Here is a 19963-nt window from a genome sequence, read left to right on the forward strand (position 1 = left end):
CGAGAAGAACTGACTTAAGTAATCAAATTCTGGGGCTGTCCGGCGACGAACGCGGAGATGTTGTCCACGGTGATTTGCATCAGGCGACGACGCGCTTCGAGCGTCGCCCAAGCCTGATGGGGTGTGATGAAACAATTCTTCGCTGAAAGTAGGGGATTGTCTGCGGTGATGGGTTCACGAGAGACTACATCGAGACCTGCGGCCGCGATCAGTCCATTATTCAATGCGTCGGCCACGTCAGCCTCAACAATCAAATCGCCGCGTCCCGCATTGATCAAGACCAACGATGATTTGCATTGGACCAGTAAATTACGGTTCACAAGCCCCTTGGTCTGATCGGTGAGCGGACAATTCAAACTGATGATATCGGCGCGCCGAGTTAGCGTCTCGATGTCGGTCCACTCGAATGGTGAGTAACTCGGGCGATCTTTTTGACTGCGCGAATTCGCCAACACTTGCATGCCAAACGCGTGTGCCAATTGGCCAACTGCACGGCCGATGCGACCGAATCCGACGATACCGATGCTCTTGCCCGTTAGTTCGGTGAGAGGCTGCTTCCAAAAACTGAAATCTTGCCGCGCTGACCATTCGCCCGCTCGCACGGCTGTGTCATGGATGTCGACTCGATGCATAATGTGAAGTATTAAAGCGAATATGTGTTGTGCCACCGAATCCGTACCGTATACCGGCACATTCGACGCTGAGATCCCCAGTTCACGCGCCATGTTGGTGTCGACGCAGTCGTGACCGGTGGCGGTAACCGTGATGAATTTTAGCTCCGGCAATGCTTTCAACAGGCGCTCGTCCAGGCGAACTTTGTTGGTCACCAGCACTTGGGCCCCCCGACAGCGATCAAGTAACTCGGCCTCGGAGCTTCGATCGTGGACCGTGACCTCCCCGAGAGTCTCGAGCCCTGTCCATGGATTGTCGCCCGGATTCAGAGTTGAGCCGTCAAGTACGACGATTTTCACGGTCTTTTCCTCTCGTTAACACTGCTGCGAAATCGTATTCAGAATCGTAACTAGATTAACCCACTTCTGGGTTCAGGCCCATGGCGTGACCGGTTGCGACCCGCTGTTTTTCAGGCGGAATTTGGTTTGTTGATAAAAAAAAACTGCTTTATATGAAAAAACTTCAAAAATCGCGCCCTTTCGCTTACACTAACCTCCAATCACTTAAAGCCATGCCGGTTAGGGAGACTTCGTGAGACCGTTGGGAGCTTGCCGTGCAAATTACGGATGTACAAGTCAATCTGTGCGAGGGTAGCGAAGATCGCCTTCGGGCCTACTGCGCTATCGTGATCGATAACGAATTTGTGGTGCACAATATTCGAATTATCGAAAAATCAAATGGATTGCTGATTGCGATGCCGAGTCGTAAGCTGACGCTCAAGTGCCCATCGTGTCGGATGAAAAATCCAGTGGACGCCAAGTTCTGCATGACGTGCGGCGATGCGTGTGATCGGGAAGAAGCTGATCGCCAAGCAGAGGCGAAAATTCATTTTGATATCGCCCATCCCATCAATCCAGTTTGTCGCCAAATGATTGAATCGGCCGTCTTGGAGGCTTACCGAAAAGCTCGTGGCTCGATGGTGGAGAAAGTGGGTTAGCGAGTTGATGCTGTGAGGCGAGTGGTTTTTGGGGGATTTCTGCCTTTCGTATTGCTGGCAAGCGATTTTTAATTCCCCAATTTGTTTCGGCTTCCGATATTTCGGGTGGAGATTGGGACCACTCGATGGATGTTCTATCCAAAATGACTCCGTCAGTGAACGGTCGGTGGGCTGGGTGCGTCCAACTAAAGTCTTGCCGGATTGAATGGTGTGCGGGGGATCGTTCCCGATGCGCGGGCTCGCAGTAGTGGTCGAAGGCGGTCGATAACCTCTTGTGTTTGACGGTTTGAATGTATCGCCAAATTGTCAAATTCGAATGGATCGTTTTGGTGATCGTAAAGCTCGACCCCTGATTTCCCTTCTGCCCATTCGGTAAATCTCCAACGTGTTGTGCGGATCGTGCAACCCATTACGGGTTGGTGGAGACGATCATCGGCAGGCCGCAGGATCTGGGTCACAGCCAAACCGCTCCAGTTGGCCGCGGGGTTCGTGAGCAGCGGGGAAAGATCTTGTCCAGCGAGTGCTGTCGGCGTTGGGACTTTCGCGAGCTTCGTCAGTGTTGGATAGATATCTACGAATTCCACAATTCCTTGCGCTGATCGGCCGTTCCCCTGCGCACTCGGGTGGCGAATGATCAAGGGCGCACGAGCTGACTGTTCAAATAGGGTTCGTTTTTGCCAGATGCCGTTGTGTTCACCCAAATGGTAACCATGGTCGCTCCAGAGAACGACGATCGTATTCTCGGCCAGTTCAAACCGGTCGAGAGCGTCGAGTAGACGCCCCACTTGGGCATCAATAAATGAGACGCTTGCGTAATAAGCTTGTCGGGCGGAACGCAACACATTGCGTTTGAGATTGTAATTCGGGATTGGGCAATTGTGGGCGAACGCTGCTACGGGGATGTCCCCACGATCGTTGGCTGGTGCGTAAGGCAGTCGCATCGTGATGAGTGGATAGAGCTGGAAATATTTTTTTGGAGCAACAAAGGGTGTGTGAGGACGAAAAAAACCAACGCCCAAGAAAAAGGGACGCTTGCCTGAATTTGCCATCCAGCGAATTGCTTCACTGGCAATCATACCGTCCGTCTGTTCTTCATCCGTTCCCTCGGCGGCTAACCAACTCAAGGCGCCACTGATCTTTCGATGGGGCTCTGCGTTGAAAACGAGTCTTTCGTCGGACTTGTCTCGCCCTCGTGGGTTGAGGGTCTGATCCCAGGAAGGAGGATCATCAAATCCATTGGTTCCAATGGCTGCTGGAACATTGTAGTGGTAGATCTTGCCGACGCGCGCGGTGGTATAGCCGCTCGATCGGAAGGCTTGAGGCAAAGTGACGACCTGGGGGAGTTCGTCACGGAAGTGTCGGTCGAGATCGTACACTTTGATCTGGTCGGGACGGAGCCCCGTCATCACAGATGCTCGACTCGGGTTACAGAGAGGGATTTGATTGTAGGCTCGCTCGAATTTCACGCCCGTTGCAGCCAGGCGGTCGATGTGGGGTGTCTTTGCCGTGCTGTCGCCATAGCAGCCCAAGCTGCATGCTAGATCGTCAACGGCGATGAACAAAACATTGGGGGGCTTTGACTCGTCGGCCAGCGATGCGGAGCCAAGCAAGATGGCAACGCAAAATGGAGAAAGCCAAAGCTGTTTTCGCTTTTTTGTGGAGCGGCTTCGAATCACTTGACCAATATTCCTGAATCGGGGTTCTGCGGAGATCGGGGTTCTGCGGAGATTCGCATTCTCGCTTCTGGCTGGTCAATTCGCAAATTGTCTCAATTCGAGAGTCTTGCGAGAACACCGGTTTGCTAGATAAAGTGTCCGGTAAGGTTCGGAAGCTTATTCGGGGAGTTGTTACCGTCATGCGAGTTTGTCTTTTATTGGTCTTTTCGCTCTGCTGCGGTTGTAGCCGCCATGTGGCCGTGGAGGAAATCTCGGTCGACAAGCGGAAGAAACCGAACGATCTGCCGGTATTTGTCGCCCGTGATACGGATTGGCCCAGCTGGCGCGGCCCTCTGCAAAATGGGATATCTGTCTCACCGCCGGCACCCACCTCCTGGAGTGATTCGACCAATGTTTCCTGGAAAAGCCAGGTTCCCGGGCGTGGACATGGTTCACCGGTGATTGTCGGATCGCATGTCTATGTTGCCAGTGCCATTGATGCGCAACAGCAGCAGTTGGTGATGGCATTTAATCGGAAGACGGGAGCAGAAGTTTGGCGGACGATAGTCCATCAAGGCCCGTTGACGAAATCAGGTAAGATGCATCCGAAGGGGACGCATGCAAACGGAACGGTTGCCTGTGACGACCAGCACATGTTTGTAGCATTCCTGACCGAGAATTCGATCGTGGTTTCGGCATTGGATTTTGACGGCCAACTGATTTGGCAAAAGAAACTCGGTGCCTTCAATTCGAAGTTCGGATACGCCCCCTCCCCCGTTGTCTATAAGTCGTTCGTCATTTTTGCTGCCGACAATCAGGGTGGCGGCTATTTGGCAGCGCTTGATCGTCGAACCGGAGAGATCGTCTGGCGAAAAGCCCGATCGAACCACAGCAGTTACTCGTCGCCCGTCGTGGCGACTGTCGATGGCAAAGAGCAACTCTTGATCAGTGGGAGTCATCAGGTGAGCAGCTACGATCCTGGAAGCGGTGAGCTGATTTGGTCGTGTGAAGGTACGACGGAAGCGACTTGTGGCACCGTGGTCTGGAACGAGTCAACGGTGTTTGCCAGTGGAGGATATCCCGATTCTCAAACGTTGGCGGTACGTGCGGATGGTTCCGGACAGATTGAGTGGAGCAATTCAGTTAGATGTTATGAAACTTCGATGTTGCTTGTTGGTGACGAATTGTATGCGGTCACGGACAATGGCATCGCCTATTGCTGGGACGCCAAGTCGGGTGTTGTAAACTGGAAAAAAAGACTTGGCGGGAATTTTAGCGCTTCCCCCGTTTACTGTGACGGCGAAATCTATGCGGCCAATTTACGCGGTGAGACATTCGTTTTTCGAGCCAATAAGAACCTTTATCAGATGACCGCAATGAATGTGTTAGGCAGCGATGCCTACGCGTCGCCAGCCATTTGTGACGGCCAGATTTTTATGAGAGTTGGGAGTGAAGAGGAAGGTCACCGACAAGAATGGCTGTATTGCCTTGGCGGGCCCCCACTTTCAAACTCCAAAAGAGCGAATCACGGCGGCAATTAGGGTTGCTGAGCGGGTGGGGCAGGCAGAATTCTTGTTTTTTGAGGCCCGGCAGCGGAGGGCACGGGACTCGAACCCGCAACTCCTTACGGAGCACCTCATTTCCAATGAGGCCGCTAGCCATTCGCTTACCCTCCAGCACGATCGCTGGGCAAAAAAGGCCCAGCTGGAACGTTTACGAATCGTACTCGATCAAACAGCCGAAGGCTAGGCGAACTCCGCATGGATGGCAATCGCTTGATTAACTTCTTTTGCTCTGCACTGATTTCATCGATTACTCCACGAAAAATCTGTCAGGTCGATACTTTGTTCCCTGCCGACGACGGGCGGCTGTCGGTAAAAGTCGACTGGTTACGTTGCTGTCACTCGATTAAGATGCTTCCGGTATGGCTGACGATCCGCCACTGCGATTCAGGTGGATTGGAAATGCCCGCTGGCTCTCGAACGCCATCTCGCTTGTCTCCTCTTTTAAAGCAAGATTTCAACGCCCGTGCATCACGAATACATCAGAACGCAGTCGCAGCTCGAGATTTTTTGCGGAAAACTACGCAGCGTGGAGCGAATCGGATTCGATACGGAATTTGTCTCGGAGGACACCTACCGTCCGGACCTTTGTCTGATCCAGATTGCTGCAGATGATTTGTTGGCGGTGATTGATCCCAAAGAGGTCGAATCGGTGCGACCCTTCTGGGATGTTCTTTCGAGTGGAGAGCATGAAACGATTGCGCACGCGGGTCGGGAAGAATTGCGATTTTGCCTGCACGAGATGGGAAAGCGGCCAACGCGCTTGTTCGATACTCAAATCGCGGCGGGGATGATTGGTTTGGAATATCCAGCCGCCTATGGCAAGCTGCTGGCGAAATTGCTCGATCGGACCCTGGCGAAGGGTGAAACTCGCACCGATTGGCGGCGACGACCTTTGTCCGATCGGCAGATCGAATATGCCTTGCAGGACGTTTTGTACCTCGAGCCACTCTACGAACGTATCAATGGCCGTTTGGAAGAGCTACACCGTCGAGCTTGGTTTGATGATGAAATGGATCAGTGGCAAAAGGAAATCGAAGATTTTGAGCAACGAGAGAATTGGCGGCGCGTCTCAGGTACGTCGGGCCTATCTGAAAAGGCGATGGTGATCGTGCGCGAAATTTGGCGTTGGCGTGAGGAGCAAGCCGAAGCCCAAGATCGTCCCCCGCGTCGAATTCTCCGTGATGATTTGATTGTGGAGATGGCGCGGCGTGGGAAAAGCGATGTGAAGCAGTTACGAGCGATTCGCGGGATCGAACGGAGTCTTGCTAAGCGACACTTTCCAGAGATCAGTGAAAGTATTCAGCGAGCTTTGGATTTGCCCAAAAATGAATGGCCTTCCGTTCGTCGCAATCGATCCTCCAATCAGGCGAGCCTTGTTGGACAATTCATCGCCACGGCACTAAGCACCGTATGTCGGTCTCAAAACTTGGCCCCAAGTTTGGTGGGAACCGTACAGGATGTGCGCGATCTGGTGGATTATCGACTTGTCGATAATCCGGCTGCCGACCCACCTGCCTTGGCGACCGGTTGGCGCGCGGAAGTCGTTGGCCGTACGCTTGACGACGTGCTGGAGGGAAGAACGGCAATTCGCATTCGGAACCCGCTTTCTGATTCGCCGTTGGCACTTGAGCCGGTGGATGCGCCGAACAGGGCGTAATTAGTCCGGGTTTGCATTGAATGCGACAAGAAAAAAGGGCTGTCAGATTACCGACAGCCCTTTGCCTGCTCTCTGCTCCGACGGGAAGACGAAGCAGTGCTGTTGCGATTTGGATCAGCGATTTTCCGGCGATTCTGTTGTGTGCTCGGCTTGTCGAATTGGATCGTTATCACCGAAAAACCTCGTCCACTCTTCGACGGCCAGTTTCGTTTCGGGATCCACACATTCTAATTCGGCCCGGAAGACATGATCGCCAGCTCGGTGGGCTTGAGCAGTGATCTTGATCACCATCTCTTGCCCAGCTCCCAGACGAGGGATCCGTTCAATGATCACTTCTCCCTCCGTTACCGTTCCACGCCAACCGCGGACTGCTGCGGGTTCGATTCCTTCTGAAAAGAATCCGAACAGCTGGATATCTGTGGCGGCCTTAGTGCCTCGGTTTTGGATCCGGATTTCATATGCCACGTCGTCGCCCACTGCGACAGCGCCTTGGGGGTCGTCGACCGTCATTTTCAAGTCGGCGAGTGATTCAACTGAGGTGACAGTCGAACCGAGAGCACTGATATCTCCCTGGGCGACCGCACGCATGTCGAGTCGATTGTTGCCGGGAGAGACAAGCACGCATTCCAATTCCAAGACTCGTGTTGCTCCGGGGCGTACCGATCCAACTTGCCATTGAACTTGCCCATGGTTGGCCTCCAGGCTGCCACCGGCACTGCTGGAAACGTTTTGGGCTCCGGCTGGTAAAGTTGCGATGGCAACCACGTCTCGTGCAGTTGCGTCACCAGAGTTGGTGACACGAATTGCAAACCGTGCTCGTGTGCCAGCATATTTCATCGGAGGACCTGCCACAGCGACTTCTAGAACCGCACGACGTACCAAGACGTCCTGGGCGCCTTGAGCCCGCAGGCCACCGTCGGCTGAGGTTTCAGCTCGCACTTGGAGACGACCCGTTTGGCGTGCCGTTAATTCAACCTCGATCGTGCGGCGGGTTCCAGACTTGATCGTGCCGATGTTGCGAACACCGGCCGTTTTTTCGCTCGGCACGAGTGGCATCAAGTTCAGGATCACATTCTCCGCGTCACCCGTACCCGGATTGGAAACCGTAATCGTGTAGATTTTTGTTTCACCAAACAACACATCCTGAGGACCGATCACAGACATTTCTAACTTGGGCTCTTGGACTTGAATTTGAGCTGTCGTCTGTGCCGGCATGAACGTCCAACTAACTCCCAGGTCAAGGGGGCGACTGCCGCGTGGAATAATTCGTAATTTGAGTTTTTCAGACGTACCTCCATTGAGACGTGCAACTGACCAGCTCAAGGCTGAATCCCCTTGCTCATCGGGCTCAATACGCGTTGAACCGAGGCTTGCGTCCTGTTGAACAACTTCGACCCAATGAGGAACGTTCATCTTGACCGTTACGTCTTTAGCGTCGATTTTTCCGCTGTTTGTTAGGTCGAATTCGAAAATCGATTCTTTGCCCACGACGATTGTGCGAGGACCTCGTGTCGTGACCGATAACACAGGGCTCTCATTCGTGATCAGAACGGTTTCATGGGAGTTTTTGTTTTGAACCGTTGGGTTCGAGGCCTCTGCAGTCATGGAAGTGACGGGCAGATTCTTGGCCGCTTCGGTTTGGGCCGCTTCGGTTTGGGCTAGTGCAGTTTTTGCGGCGACCGGCTTGGTCGGGCTGCTTGGCTTTTGAGCGACCCGAGTTGTCGCATTCGGCGATACATCCTCTGAAATCGTCGGCTGCTTCATCACCGAAGGTAGATTCGTGACATCGTTTTCTGCCAAGATGGGAGTCGTTGCTGCCGTTTCCGGTGACTTTGCAGCACCTGTCTCTTGGGGATCGTTCGATGGCGGCTCGGTGGCCGTTTTCGTCGCAACTGGAGCGGTTGGATCAACTGTCTTGACCGCCGTCGTGGCCGGGTCGGAGGTCGCGTTGGCAATCGGCTTTTTGGGCGGCCCGGCTTCCGCGGCCTGGGGCGCCGATTGGCTCTGGTTGCCTACCTTGCTCGGTTTTGGAGTTCGAACGCTGTTCCGGCGTCGAGACGATTTGGGTTGGGTCTCGACAGGTTTCAGCTGATCGAAGACGACAGAGCGTTGAATCTGACGCAGTCGGTTCGAGACGCCTTTCGGCTTCTGCTCGTCCTTCCCTGTTGTGTCAAAATGGGCGGCCGGTACTGCTCCGGTCTGCTGAGGATCGGTCAAAGCGGCTGGTTTCTTATCCTGGTCAAACCAGCCAGCAGGCAAAGTGGCTCGGCGGTGAATCACCGGAGCCGCACTTTGTACGCGTCGACTCGTGGTTTCTGGCTGGCTAGTGTCTCCCGTTTGGGCTTGCGCACAAACGGCTGTTGCCAGTAAGCTGGCAATGGTAATCGCGAAGAGGGGGTGTTTTGTTAGCATCGCTCTTTCCCGTCGAAACAGAGATTTATTTTTGGCGCGTGATTGATATCGGTTGGAGGAGAGCTGAGGATTGAATAAGATTTTCCGATTGGGGAAAATTTACTACTGCTATTGCCGGCAGTGCTCTCTGGGTTGGCTGCGTGAAGAGGTAAGCGATGAGTACAAGGCGAGAAAAGATCGAGGCGATGCTGGCAGATGATCCGACGGACGTGTTTTTGCGTTACAGTTTGGCGATGGAATGGGCCAAGGAAGGTGAAAACGAAGCGAGTCTGCTTGGCCTAGAGCAGCTAATGAAAGAAAGTCCGCCCTATGTGCCGGCATTTTTTATGGCCGCGCAGCAGTTGGCCGGATTGTCGCGTGTCAGCGAGGCCCGTGAGAAATTACGGGACGGCATTGAGCAGGCACGCCAGCAAGGCAACACGCATGCGGCCGGAGAAATGAGCGAATTTCTGGCTTCGTTGGGGGTCTCGGATCCCTAAACGGGTGGTTTCGGGATCCAAAGGTTCAAGAGGAATGGCATGCGGAGGCAATGGAGCAAGAGCCGCATCCTGTGCCGCAGCCACTTGCCGATTCCGTTCCACAGTCGGGGCCGCAGCCACGGCTGACCGCGTCGGCGAATTGTCGGAATTGAACCTTTGACTCGTACGCTTCGCTCAAATCCCGCGTGATGCTCTCGATTTCCGGCGTGACTTCGCCCAAAAAGTAAAAATAGAGGGACTGACCATCGAATAGATGCTCGACATCCATCAGGGTTGCATTGATCTCCCGCTCAGTCAGCAGAGAAACACATTCCGCGTAGGCCTGTTCTTGATGTTTTTCGATCCGAGCGAGCAGCAGCTCGTCCTCGGGAGTGACCGATCTCAGTAAAGTGCCGTCAGCAACGCTGTCTGAGGAAAATTCGTCGGCCATTCCGAGGACTTCTCCGATTTCCAGTCCTCGGGAGGTTCGACAGACGACCCGACGTCCGTGAGCGTATTGTTGCCGATCGGCCGCCGTGAAACGGCCGATGTGGCCGAGTAGACCGATACGTACGAAGTGAATTGCGAGCAAATTGTTGACTCCAGGTTGAGAGCGAAGCACAAGGGCCAGTCCAAGAGGGCCGTGATTCGCCCAGGAATCGATACCATTCGGGCATTCCAGCGCCCGGACGATCGGGCGCCTCCCTCTGCTTATTGTCGGCCAGATCGCCGCCTTTGCCAAGCTCGGAGTGTTTCCTTGTTTGAACCGGGTTGCTCAAGCGGCCTTACTACTGTTAACTTCGTGCTAGATATTCGAGGCGGACGCCGCCCTTTGCGGCGGATTTCGACCGGTCTCCATCGCGATTTACCATCGGTAACCTGTTGGATTTTAGGCAAGATGCAAGCAAATCAACAATCAGTATCCGTTTCCACTTACGGTCATTGGGATAACCTGGCTCGGAACGTGCTCGATCAACAACTGACCTCCTTCGAGCAAGCTTTAGAAATTATTCAATCACCGGATGAGCAGCTTTTGGAGTTAATGGCGGCTGCCTATCGAATCCGTAAGCATTACTTTCAAAACACGGTGCAGCTCTACTTCTTGATGAACGCGAAGAGTGGATTGTGCCCGGAAGACTGTTCTTATTGTTCGCAATCGAAGGTGGCCGATGCGGAAATTCCTCGCTACAACTTGTTGAGCGAGGAGAAGCTCATGGAGGGGGCTCGGATCGCGTTCGAGCGTGAGTCCAAGACCTACTGCATTGTGATTTCGGCCAGAGGCCCGAATGAGCGCGAAATCGATGCGGTGACAACAATCGTTCCCCAAATTAAGGCCAAATACGACCTGAAGATTTGCGCCTGCCTGGGGCTGCTCTCACCGGAACAAGCCGCCCGACTGAAAGAGTGTGGTGTGGATCGTGTTAATCACAATGTGAACACGAGTTCCGAATACTATTCTCAAGTTTGCAGTACGCATACGTATGAAGATCGAGTGGACACGTTGAAGGCAGTTCGAGATGCGGGTATGGAACTGTGCAGTGGTGGCATCGTGGGCATGGGAGAGTCCGACGAAGATGTGGTGCGAATGGCTTTGGAGCTGCGAGAGCTGGGCGTGGAATCGATTCCGGTGAACTTCCTCAATTCGATTGATGGTACGCCTTTGCAAGAAACGAATCGTTTGAATCCTCGCTACTGTCTCAAGACGCTCGCCATGTTTCGTTTTGTCAATCCAAGCCGCGAGATTCGAATCGCTGGCGGTCGCGAAATTCATCTTGGCAGCATGCAAGCCCTGGGGCTTTATGCGGCCAACTCCATGTTCGTGGGTGATTATTTGACAACGGAAGGTCAAGCGCCGACGAGTGATTATCGCATGATTGAAGAGATGGGCTTCACCGTTACACGCTCCAGTGAAACCGCAACTTGTTTGCCCTCCTGACTGACAGTTCGCGCGCGTCGGATTTTACTTTTTGTTGAGTCCCCTGCCCCATGCGATCATCTTGTAGCATTACCGCTGAGCAGTTGGGCGTTACCTTTGCCGGTAATGCTCCCACACTTGAGTCGGTTGATTTGTGTTGTGCTCCAGGCACGTTTGTCACAATCGTGGGCCCGAGCGGTTGCGGTAAATCGACATTCTTGCGTTGTGTTGCGAATTTGCAGCAGCCCACCATCGGCAGGCTCCAGATCGCGGAGGCGAATGGTCAAACGCCACGAGTTGCGTTTGTCTTTCAGGACCCCACGTTGTTGCCTTGGCGGAATGTCCAGCAGAATATCGAGTTGCCACTTGAGCTTCGGCGAGAACCGGTGGCCGATCGCCGTTCTCAAGCGATGTCCGCTTTGCGTCAAGTTGGCCTTGTCGATGACGACGCGCTTAAATTTCCACACATGCTGTCGGGCGGTATGCGGATGCGTGTGTCATTGGCTCGGGCGCTGATCACCAAGCCTCGCGTGTTGCTGCTAGATGAACCGTTTGCCGCGTTGGATGAAATTTCACGGCAGCAGTTGAATGAAGAGTTACTACGGTTGTGGGGGGAACAGGGGTGGACCACGCTTTTTGTTACCCATAATGTCAATGAAGCGGTTTTTCTTAGTCAACGCGTACTTGTGATGAGCCAGCGGCCCGGCAAGATCGCCGCAGATTTTTCGATCGATTTTGATCAGCCTCGAGATTCCCAGTTGCGGTCATCCTTGGAATTTGCAGAGTTGACAGGGCGCGTTTCAGCGGCTTTGCGGGAGGCTGCAGTATGAATCAGTTTCTCGGCTTTTTGATCGCCCGCGTGTTTCCACCCGTCGTGGCTGCCGTGTTGTTTGTTTTTATTTGGGCCGTGGTAATTCGACTCTTTCAGATTCAAAGTTTTCTTGCGCCTTCACCCAGTCAGGTCTGGAGCGTTTTTGCACACGATAGCCCGTCGCTGTTAAATGCGACTTGGCTGACTGGAAAGGCAGCTATTTCCGGCTTGTTGCTCAGTGTTGCAGTCGGTTTTCTGACTGCCTCGCTGTTTTCGCAATCATCTCTGCTTCGATACAGCCTTTACCCGTACGCGATTTTTTTGCAAACGGTCCCCGTAGTGGCCATTGCTCCGCTGCTGGTGATGTGGTTTGGCTATGGGACCACCGGAGTGATTGCGGTCGCTTTTATTTTGAGTCTCTTCCCGATTATTGCCAACGTCACCGAAGGGATGACTTCTGTGCCGTTGCCGTTACGTGAGTTGTTTAATCTCAATCAGGCCTCTCGGTTACAGCAATTTCTCAAACTTCAGGTGCCCCACTCCCTTCCGTTTTTGGTGACCGGCGTGCGGACTTCCAGTGGGCTCTCGGTGATTGGCGCTATCGTAGGCGAGTTTTTTGTCGGTTATGGTGGCGAAGGATTTGGATTAGGTTATCTCATTCGAAGTTCTGCAGAGCGATATCAAACCGATCGCTTGTTCGCAGCCGTCCTATTGTCGACCTTGTTAGGTGTCGTTATTTTTGCGGCAGTGAGTTTGGTGGCCGAGAAAAGCCTTGCTCGTTTTCGCTATGCTTAGTCTCTTTCAGCCAGCTGAGCGACGATGGGCTGCCGCGTGTGAAAGTGACTTCTGTCACGGTTTTTGTACCGAGAGGATGAGCAGATGAAGAGTCGGTGGGTTGCATGCAGTTGTGCGACGTTGCTGTTGGTGGGGTGCCTGTTGGTGGGGTGCCAGCCAAGTGACGTTGTTGAGCCCGGGGCGGAGCCGACGATCAAACTAGGTTTGAACTGGTTTCCGGATTCGCAGCACGGGGGATTTTATGCGGCACAACACTTCGGTTTCTTTGCCGATGAGGGACTTACGGTAAAAATTGAACCGGGGGGCCCGGCCGCCCCAATTGTGCAAAATGTCGGTTTGAATCGAGTAGAATTTGGAGTTGGGAACGCCGATCAAATTCTGATGGCACGCGAGCAACAGATTCCCGTCGTTGCTCTGATGGCGGCAATGCGGAACAGTCCTCGCTGTATCATGGTTCATCAAGAAACCGGGATTCAGAATTTCTCGGAGCTCGCTGATGTGAAGTTGGCCTTGGGGGCCGGTAAGGCCTTCGTTAAATTTCTTGACGAAAAAGGTGTTTTGAAACACGTGCAAGTTGTCTCCTATACGGGAAGTATTGCACCGTTTCTCGCTGATAATCGCTTTGCACAGCAGGCCTATGTGTTCAGTGAGCCGTATGTTGCCGAGGAAAATGGTGCACACCCTGTCTGCATGATGGTCTCGGATTTGGGGTTTAATCCCTATAGCAGTTGTTTGTTCACAAATGAAAAATTGCTCAATGAGAATCCTGAACTTGTTGGGAAAGTGGTGCGGGCTGTTCGGCGTGGTTGGCAGGCCTACCTGCAAGATCCTGAGCCGGTCAATCAGTTGATTCATGCAGCCAATCCCGATATGGATCTGGAAAGTCTCAAGTTCGGTGCAACGGCGATCGCCGAATTGTGCTTGCCGGCTCACGCTGCTTCAGACTCAATCGGTGTGATGGATGATCGCCGTTGGCAAACGTTGAAATCTCAACTGGTTGAACTTGATTTTGTCAGTCAAGATACGCGGGTTGATCAAGCCTACACACTGCGGTTTCTGCGGAGCAGCTCGCCGGATTCTAGCTCGTCGTCTGCGCCCCAGTAGAGCGGGCGGCTGGCCCCTCAAGGGGCCTAGGCAATGATCTGAGCGATGTTTCCAGAGACATCGGTCAGTCGGAAGTCTCGTCCGGCATACTCAAAAGTTAAACGTTCGTGGTCCATCCCCATCAGATGCAAGATGGTGGCGTGAAGGTCATGGATGGTGCAGCGGTTTTCGACCGCGTAGTATCCATATTCGTCGGTCCGACCATATCGATAGCCCGCTTTTACGCCACCGCCTGCCATCCACATCGTGAATCCTTCTGGGTGGTGGTCACGACCCGGTTCGGCATTTCCTTTTTGGACGGTCGGCGTCCGGCCAAATTCACCACCCCAGATCACCAACGTATCTTCAAGTAGTCCTCGCGATTTCAAGTCTTTGATGAGAGCGGTGATCGGCTGATCGATTTGAGCCACATTCAGAGTATGCCCCTTCTCGAGATGGCTGTGTTGATCCCATTGTTCATTGTTGAACGGCAGTGAATGCGCATGGCTGACCTGGACAAAGCGGACGCCCCGCTCCGCGAGCCGCCTCGCCATTAGGCACTGACGGGCAAAGTTGGCAGTCGGTTCGCTGTCGAGGCCGTAAAGCTCTCGCGTCGCCTTCGATTCTTGCGAAAGATCGAGAGCTTCGGGGGCTGCCATCTGCATGCGAAAAGCGAGTTCGAAGGAAAGTAATCGGGCTTCTAATTCGGTGTCGACGCCCGACGGATCCCGCTGCGCTTGATGCAATTGTCGCAGCAATCGCAATTGCATTTTCTGTTTTTCTGGCGAGACGTTAGGGTTGGTCATTGAGTCGAAACGAGCGTCACGTGCCAGCGAATTGGGATAGCCAGGAGCTCCAAGCGAAACACCTTGGTGGATTGCGGGAAGGAATGAGGCGCCAAAATTATTCACGCCTCCGTGTAACGACGTTGGGCAAATCGTGATGAAGCTGGGCAGGTTTTGGTTCTCTGTGCCAAGCCCGTAACTGATCCAGGATCCGATGCTTGGGCGCACGTTCGCTTCCGCGCCTGTGTGGAGTTTCATGCAAGCTCCACCGTGAGCCACATTGGTTTCGCAGACAGAATGGATCATGCAAAGCTCGTCAGCAACCGTTGGCAAGTGCCGCCAAAGTTCACTCATCGGAAGTCCACTGCCACCACATGGGCGAAACTTCCATGGGGATTTCATCAGATTCCCGCGGTCCGCAAACGTGACCCGTGTTCCTTTGAATGGTAAAGGCTTTCCATCATCTTGTTTGAGCCTGGGCTTCGGATCAAACAAGTCAATATGTGAGGGTCCGCCGTGCATGAATAAAAAAATAACGCGTTTTGCACGAGCCATGTGATGACCCGCTTTCGGCTGCAATGCGGATGACGGGATCGAAGCGGCCGATGAGGATTCATGCAGTAATGCATTGAGTGCCAAGCCACCAAAGCCAGATGCTACGCCTTCTAGCACTTTGCGACGGGATATGATCCTGTCAGGAAGTTGTTTGAATAAGTTACTCATACGGTGGTCTGCGGTTTTTAGTCGACGTAGATGAATTCATGGGACATCATGAGTGTGTGGCAGAGCAACTGCCACGCCGTGGATTCTGCTGTTTTGTCGTCAGCGGATGGGTTACCTATTTGCTCCAAGAAGGTTTGAAGCCGATTTTTCGTGGCGGGATCGATGGGACGACCAAATAATTCAAAGTAGATGTTGTCAAGACGTTCGCTCGGGCTTGGCCGGCCCCGATTCGACTGAGTTGCGACTTGTGCTGCCTGCTCCATCATGAATGGACTATTCATCATCCAGAGGGATTGCGTGGGGACGGTCGTGCGCGAACGACGACCCACCGGACTGGAGGAATTTGGGAAATCAAAAAGTGTGAGAAATTTGAACAGGTTGGTGCGCACGACAGGGAGATAGATTGACCGACGTTGAGAGGCATAGTATTTCGCCCGATTGGCTTCGAGATCTTGCGGTGACGGATCTTGAGACTTGACCTGCACTGGGGCACCGTACATTTCCCGATCGAGTCGATTTGCATGGAGTAAAATGGCGTCGCGGATCAATTCTGCCTCGAGCCTCCTACGGGTGGCTTTCCAGTACCATTGATTTTCAGGGTCCTGCGCTTGTGCCAAGGGGTCCTCGACTTGGCTAGAACTCTGATAGGTATTGGAAGTCAAAATTTGGCGATGTAGCGATTTGATTGACCAATGGTGGCGGATTAATTCCTGAGCCAGATATTCGAGCAATTCGGGGTGAGTGGGACGGGCGCCCTTGATACCGAATTGATCCGGAGTCGTTACCAGTCCACGCCCAAAATGCCAGTGCCAGATGCGATTGGCCATCACGCGACTCGACAGGCTTGCCGCCAATCCACCAGGTTTTGTCAACCATTCCGCCAATTGCCAACGTCCGCTTTGATCGGCTGGAACGGCTGCGCGGTCCACTGCACTGAGAACTTCGGGGAATCTTCGAGCCACTTCGTCGCCCGGTGACAGATGATCACCTCGGAGATGGATTCTCGCATTGTCGACTTGGCCTTCGTGGACGGCCATGACAAGCGTCCCGGAAGGGCTGTTGGACTGGATTTTGGCCAGTTCGGCGTCCAATTGACTTGCGCTGTCCAGCAAATCGGCGACTTGATCGAGTGTCGAGCTAGGAATCAGTCGCCATTTGTCGATATGGGACATCATGGGTTCGGATTCAATTCGAAGCACGTGCTCGCCGACCGACAAGCGAACCTTGGTTTCGTTAATCCACTTTTGATGCTCGGGCATCCAGCCGCCGGTTTCCGAAGTAATTGCCTCGGCGGAAATGACGACTCCATCCAAGAGAATCTTGCCCGGTCTTGCCGTCTTGGCAGCGTATCTCAATTGAAGTTCGTAGTCCGCGTCGTTCTCAATGATAAAGTCGTATTCCACATAATTTTGCTGGCTTCCTGGATCTGAGATGATCCCAATGGTTGTCCCGTATTGTTCACGGTCAATCGATACGTTGCCGCGTTCGAATCGCTCCGCTTCACGTTGGACGAGCGGAGCATTTTTGAAGTGTTGCTCAAGTTGTTTCCGTAAGTGATCGCGAGCTCCACGGAGCTGTGCTACTTTGCTTGCGTGCTCATTACGAGCTGCTTGCAGTTTCGCAGTCTCGACTTCGCGGTCAGCAAGCTCAGTACTTTTGAAAATGCCAAATAATGCGTAATAGTCAGCGGTCGAGATCGGGTCAAATTTATGATCGTGACAACGAGCACAGCCAAGTGATAATCCTAGTAGCGATCGCCCAAGCGTATCAATCTGTTCATCGATCATGTCCGCTCTTTTTTTGACCGGATCCTGTTCTGCGAGTATCTTCATTCCGATTGCGAGGAATCCGGTTGCCGCAATTTGGTCGACAGGTAGTCCGCGATTGGTGAAAAGGTCACCCGCCAGCTGTTCCAGTAGAAAGCGATCGTACGTGGTGTCAGCGTTGAAGGCAGAGATCACATAGTCGCGATAATGGAAGGCATGGGGCAGTTTGTGATTTTCATCACCACCGTTGGAATCACCGTAGCGCGCTACATCAAGCCAATGACGCCCCCAGCGTTCTCCGTAATGGGGCGATGCCAACAATCGATCGATGAGCCTTGGCCAAGCATTGGCGGAAGTGTCATCGATGAATCTTCGGATTTCTTCTGGACTGGGAGGCAATCCAATCAGGTCAAAGTAAAGTCGCCTGATCAACGTGTAACGATCTGCACGTGGGGGGGGAGAAAGGCCATGCGATCTGAGTTCCGCCAAGATAAATCGATCCACTGGATTGGTAGACCAGTTGTCGCGGTTCACCATTGGAGGGCGTGCGGTACGGTGAGGCGTAAAGGCCCAGTGTCCCGGATACTGTGCTCCCTGTTCAATCCAGAGTCGCAGCAGCTCTCGCTCCGCTGCGGACAGTTGCTGAATTGCATCCGGTGGGGGCATTCGTTCGTCGGCCGAATCGTGTTCGATACGAATAATCAATTCGCTCGAGTTCGCGTCACCTGGCACAATGGGAGTTGCACCCGAGGGTAATAGTTCTGTACTGCCTGGCAACGTGTCGAGCCGCAGATCCGCCTCACGCTGTTCCGCATCTGGCCCATGGCATTGAAAGCATTTGGCGGCAAGGATCCGATGAGCTGCCTGAGCAGTTGTCGAGTCGCTCGGCTGCTGATCAGGTGAAGCCGCTGCCGAGTGAGCGAACGGTCCAATCAAGATCAGTATCCCCGTAATTCGCGTGACGAGCCGCAATGTCTTGGTCCTAAATAGCAGGAATATTGTTCATCAGCCCACCCTGCTATCCTAACAGATTGGCTCGATCCACGGCATCTCTGAGCCCGCTTGTCGGCCGATCGAGCGCCTGTTAGGTTGTCGGAACAACGGGTGTAACGACGGTCAATCCTATATGAGAGATTGCGGCAATGGATGATATTTCAGCGTTATTCAATAAACTTCGCAAGTTTGACACTCCGACCATTTGTAATGTAATTGAGCTATTTGATGTTCGACCGCGAAACCAAGGATTTATGGATCATCGGATTACCTGTGCATTTCCTGATTTACCGCCCATGATCGGTTTTGCGTCGACCGCGTCGTTTCGGTCGGATGAGCCGCCGGGAACGGGCGATGCTTACGGGAGCCTGCAAAACCAATTGGAAACGTTCGGTGAATTACCCGGGCCCGCCGTGGTGGTATTTCAAGACCTTGACGATCCGGCGGTGGGTGCCACTTTTGGTGAAGTCATGTGTTCGACCTATCGAGCATTTGGTTCGACCGGCTTGATTACGAGTGGCGGAGGGCGTGATTTGGAACAGGTGCGAGCAATCGACTTTCCCGTTTTTACCGGGTCGACGATCAGTTCGCATGCCGACTGTCACATTTTACACGTGGGTTTGCCAGTGCGAGTTGGAGGATTGACGGTCAGAACGGGTGACTTGTTGCATGGGGATGCCAACGGTATCACAAATCTACCCGTGGATATCGCCAACGAGGTGGCCGATATTGCTGAAGAGTTCATCGAAGCCGAGAAGATTGTAATTGATTATGTGCAGTCCGATGGCGAGAAGACGATCTCAGAATTTGCGAGTCGCAGCAAGGAAATGGCGGCGGCGATGAAACGGTTGCGAGAACAGGTGAGTCGAAGCAACTAACGACCCCCGACTTGAGTTCCATGCAGAAAGAAAGGAAACGAGATGTCGTTGCCTGGCATTAAGCAGTTCGATCTGACGGGTAAGGTTGCTATTGTCACGGGAGGATCCAAAGGGCTGGGGCAGTCGATGGCCGACGGGCTTGCCTCGGCGGGTGCCAATCTCTTGTTGGTCAGTCGCAATGCGGAAGAGGCCCAAGCGGTTGCAGCAAGTATCGCCTCGGAGCACGGGGTGCAAGCTCTCGGACTAGCTGCCGACGTGAGTGTCGCCGACGATGTCGAACAGATGGTAGAAGCGGCCACGAAAAAGTGGGGGCGGATTGACGTTCTTGTTAACAATGCCGGGGTCAATATTCGCGGTGCGATCGATCAGTTGACTTACGAGCAGTTTCGCGAAGTCCAGCGAATTAACGTGGATGGTATTTGGCTCTGTAGTCGCGCGGTGGTGCCTGCGATGAAGGCTGCTGGAGCCGGACGCATCATCAATCTGGGCAGCACGTTGGGGGTTGTGGGATTACAGAATCGAACCCCTTATGCAACGAGTAAGGGGGCGGTAGTTCAGATGACGCGCGCTTTAGCGTTAGAGCTCGCACCCTTTAACATCCTTTGTAACGCGATTTGTCCCGGACCTTTTTTGACGCCGATGAATCTACCGATCGCTGAGGAAAAACAGACGAAGGAATTTATTGTTGGTGCTGTTGCACTCGAACGTTGGGGGGAAATGGAAGAGATTCAAGGGGCCGCAATCTTCCTGGCCAGCGATGCGTCCAGTTATGTCACTGGCAGCATGCTCATGGTTGATGGCGGTTGGACAGCCCGTTGATCTAGCCCGTTGATCTAGCCCGTTTCTTGGCCCACTGAG

The 19963-nt window shown here is 53.4% G+C and carries 16 protein-coding genes and 1 tRNA gene; 10 read left to right on the top strand and 7 right to left on the bottom strand.

What is annotated here, in order from left to right; translation table 11 throughout:
• Positions 1–14 precede the first annotated feature (14 nt).
• A complete protein-coding gene (locus P8N76_12175) occupies positions 15–971 on the bottom strand; it encodes a D-2-hydroxyacid dehydrogenase (GenBank protein MDG2382418.1) in 957 nt (318 codons plus the stop codon).
• A gap of 254 nt (positions 972–1225) precedes the next feature.
• Here P8N76_12175 and P8N76_12180 point away from each other — a divergent pair, with 254 nt between their 5' ends.
• Entirely contained in the window at positions 1226–1609 is a 384-nt protein-coding gene (locus P8N76_12180) for a SpoVG family protein (GenBank protein ID MDG2382419.1), read from the top strand.
• A 185-nt stretch (positions 1610–1794) separates the two neighbouring features.
• On the opposite strand, the gene P8N76_12185 is transcribed toward P8N76_12180, so the two are convergent.
• Entirely contained in the window at positions 1795–3219 is a 1425-nt protein-coding gene (locus P8N76_12185) for a sulfatase (protein ID MDG2382420.1), read from the bottom strand.
• A gap of 245 nt (positions 3220–3464) precedes the next feature.
• Between P8N76_12185 and P8N76_12190 the strand changes: the two genes are divergently transcribed.
• Positions 3465–4805 carry a PQQ-binding-like beta-propeller repeat protein gene (locus P8N76_12190; GenBank protein ID MDG2382421.1) on the top strand — a complete coding sequence of 447 codons (1341 nt, stop codon included), beginning with the start codon at positions 3465–3467 and terminating at the stop codon, positions 4803–4805.
• A 52-nt stretch (positions 4806–4857) separates the two neighbouring features.
• Here P8N76_12190 and P8N76_12195 read toward each other — a convergent pair.
• Positions 4858–4939 (bottom strand) — tRNA-Ser (locus P8N76_12195).
• A gap of 353 nt (positions 4940–5292) precedes the next feature.
• Between P8N76_12195 and P8N76_12200 the strand changes: the two genes are divergently transcribed.
• A complete protein-coding gene (locus P8N76_12200) occupies positions 5293–6486 on the top strand; it encodes an HRDC domain-containing protein (protein ID MDG2382422.1) in 1194 nt (397 codons plus the stop codon).
• Between the two features lie 114 nt (positions 6487–6600).
• On the opposite strand, the gene P8N76_12205 is transcribed toward P8N76_12200, so the two are convergent.
• A complete protein-coding gene (locus P8N76_12205) occupies positions 6601–8898 on the bottom strand; it encodes a hypothetical protein (protein MDG2382423.1) in 2298 nt (765 codons plus the stop codon).
• Positions 8899–9053: 155 nt separating this feature from the next.
• Here P8N76_12205 and P8N76_12210 point away from each other — a divergent pair, with 155 nt between their 5' ends.
• Positions 9054–9377: a hypothetical protein gene (locus P8N76_12210; GenBank protein ID MDG2382424.1), complete on the top strand. Its 324-nt coding sequence runs from the start codon at positions 9054–9056 to the stop codon at positions 9375–9377.
• 25 nt (positions 9378–9402) lie between these two features.
• On the opposite strand, the gene P8N76_12215 is transcribed toward P8N76_12210, so the two are convergent.
• Positions 9403–9978, bottom strand: a complete 576-nt coding sequence (locus P8N76_12215; protein MDG2382425.1) for a PSP1 C-terminal domain-containing protein — start codon at positions 9976–9978, stop codon at positions 9403–9405.
• Positions 9979–10254: 276 nt separating this feature from the next.
• Here P8N76_12215 and bioB point away from each other — a divergent pair, with 276 nt between their 5' ends.
• From bioB to P8N76_12235, 4 genes are all read left to right on the top strand, one after another.
• The gene (gene bioB / locus P8N76_12220) at positions 10255–11292 is read left to right on the top strand and encodes a biotin synthase BioB (GenBank protein ID MDG2382426.1); all 1038 of its coding nucleotides are present in this window, start codon (positions 10255–10257) and stop codon (positions 11290–11292) included.
• 50 nt (positions 11293–11342) lie between these two features.
• Positions 11343–12101, top strand: a complete 759-nt coding sequence (locus P8N76_12225) for an ABC transporter ATP-binding protein (protein ID MDG2382427.1) — start codon at positions 11343–11345, stop codon at positions 12099–12101.
• Positions 12098–12877, top strand: a complete 780-nt coding sequence (locus tag P8N76_12230) for an ABC transporter permease (protein MDG2382428.1) — start codon at positions 12098–12100, stop codon at positions 12875–12877. Before P8N76_12225 ends, P8N76_12230 begins: the two co-directional genes overlap by 4 nt.
• An 84-nt stretch (positions 12878–12961) precedes the next feature.
• Positions 12962–13981 (top strand): ABC transporter substrate-binding protein, encoded by a 1020-nt coding sequence (locus tag P8N76_12235; protein MDG2382429.1) that lies wholly within the window; start codon positions 12962–12964, stop codon positions 13979–13981.
• Between the two features lie 26 nt (positions 13982–14007).
• Here the strand turns inward: P8N76_12235 and P8N76_12240 are convergent, their stop codons facing one another.
• Positions 14008–15468 (bottom strand): DUF1501 domain-containing protein, encoded by a 1461-nt coding sequence (locus P8N76_12240; protein MDG2382430.1) that lies wholly within the window; start codon positions 15466–15468, stop codon positions 14008–14010.
• A 17-nt stretch (positions 15469–15485) separates the two neighbouring features.
• Positions 15486–18170 (bottom strand): DUF1549 domain-containing protein, encoded by a 2685-nt coding sequence (locus P8N76_12245; protein MDG2382431.1) that lies wholly within the window; start codon positions 18168–18170, stop codon positions 15486–15488.
• A gap of 206 nt (positions 18171–18376) precedes the next feature.
• Between P8N76_12245 and P8N76_12250 the strand changes: the two genes are divergently transcribed.
• Positions 18377–19105 carry an RraA family protein gene (locus P8N76_12250; protein MDG2382432.1) on the top strand — a complete coding sequence of 243 codons (729 nt, stop codon included), beginning with the start codon at positions 18377–18379 and terminating at the stop codon, positions 19103–19105.
• Between the two features lie 42 nt (positions 19106–19147).
• Complete coding sequence (locus P8N76_12255) at positions 19148–19924, top strand: SDR family NAD(P)-dependent oxidoreductase (protein ID MDG2382433.1); 777 nt, start codon at positions 19148–19150, stop codon at positions 19922–19924.
• The last annotated feature ends 39 nt before the right edge of the window (positions 19925–19963 follow it).

It is taken from the genome of Pirellulaceae bacterium, assembly GCA_029243025.1.
Taxonomy (GTDB): domain Bacteria; phylum Planctomycetota; class Planctomycetia; order Pirellulales; family Pirellulaceae.

Excerpts from the sequence above, each read along its gene's own strand:
- P8N76_12250 (MDG2382432.1), top strand. The coding sequence starts at position 18,377 with ATGGATGATATTTCAGCGTTATTCAATAAACTTCGCAAGTTTGACACT.
- P8N76_12205 (MDG2382423.1), bottom strand. The coding sequence starts at position 8,898 with ATGCTAACAAAACACCCCCTCTTCGCGATTACCATTGCCAGCTTACTG.
- P8N76_12190 (MDG2382421.1), top strand. The coding sequence starts at position 3,465 with ATGCGAGTTTGTCTTTTATTGGTCTTTTCGCTCTGCTGCGGTTGTAGC.
- P8N76_12230 (MDG2382428.1), top strand. The coding sequence starts at position 12,098 with ATGAATCAGTTTCTCGGCTTTTTGATCGCCCGCGTGTTTCCACCCGTC.
- P8N76_12240 (MDG2382430.1), bottom strand. The coding sequence starts at position 15,468 with ATGAGTAACTTATTCAAACAACTTCCTGACAGGATCATATCCCGTCGC.
- P8N76_12235 (MDG2382429.1), top strand. The coding sequence starts at position 12,962 with ATGAAGAGTCGGTGGGTTGCATGCAGTTGTGCGACGTTGCTGTTGGTG.
- bioB (MDG2382426.1), top strand. The coding sequence starts at position 10,255 with ATGCAAGCAAATCAACAATCAGTATCCGTTTCCACTTACGGTCATTGG.
- P8N76_12255 (MDG2382433.1), top strand. The coding sequence starts at position 19,148 with ATGTCGTTGCCTGGCATTAAGCAGTTCGATCTGACGGGTAAGGTTGCT.
- P8N76_12225 (MDG2382427.1), top strand. The coding sequence starts at position 11,343 with ATGCGATCATCTTGTAGCATTACCGCTGAGCAGTTGGGCGTTACCTTT.
- P8N76_12210 (MDG2382424.1), top strand. The coding sequence starts at position 9,054 with ATGAGTACAAGGCGAGAAAAGATCGAGGCGATGCTGGCAGATGATCCG.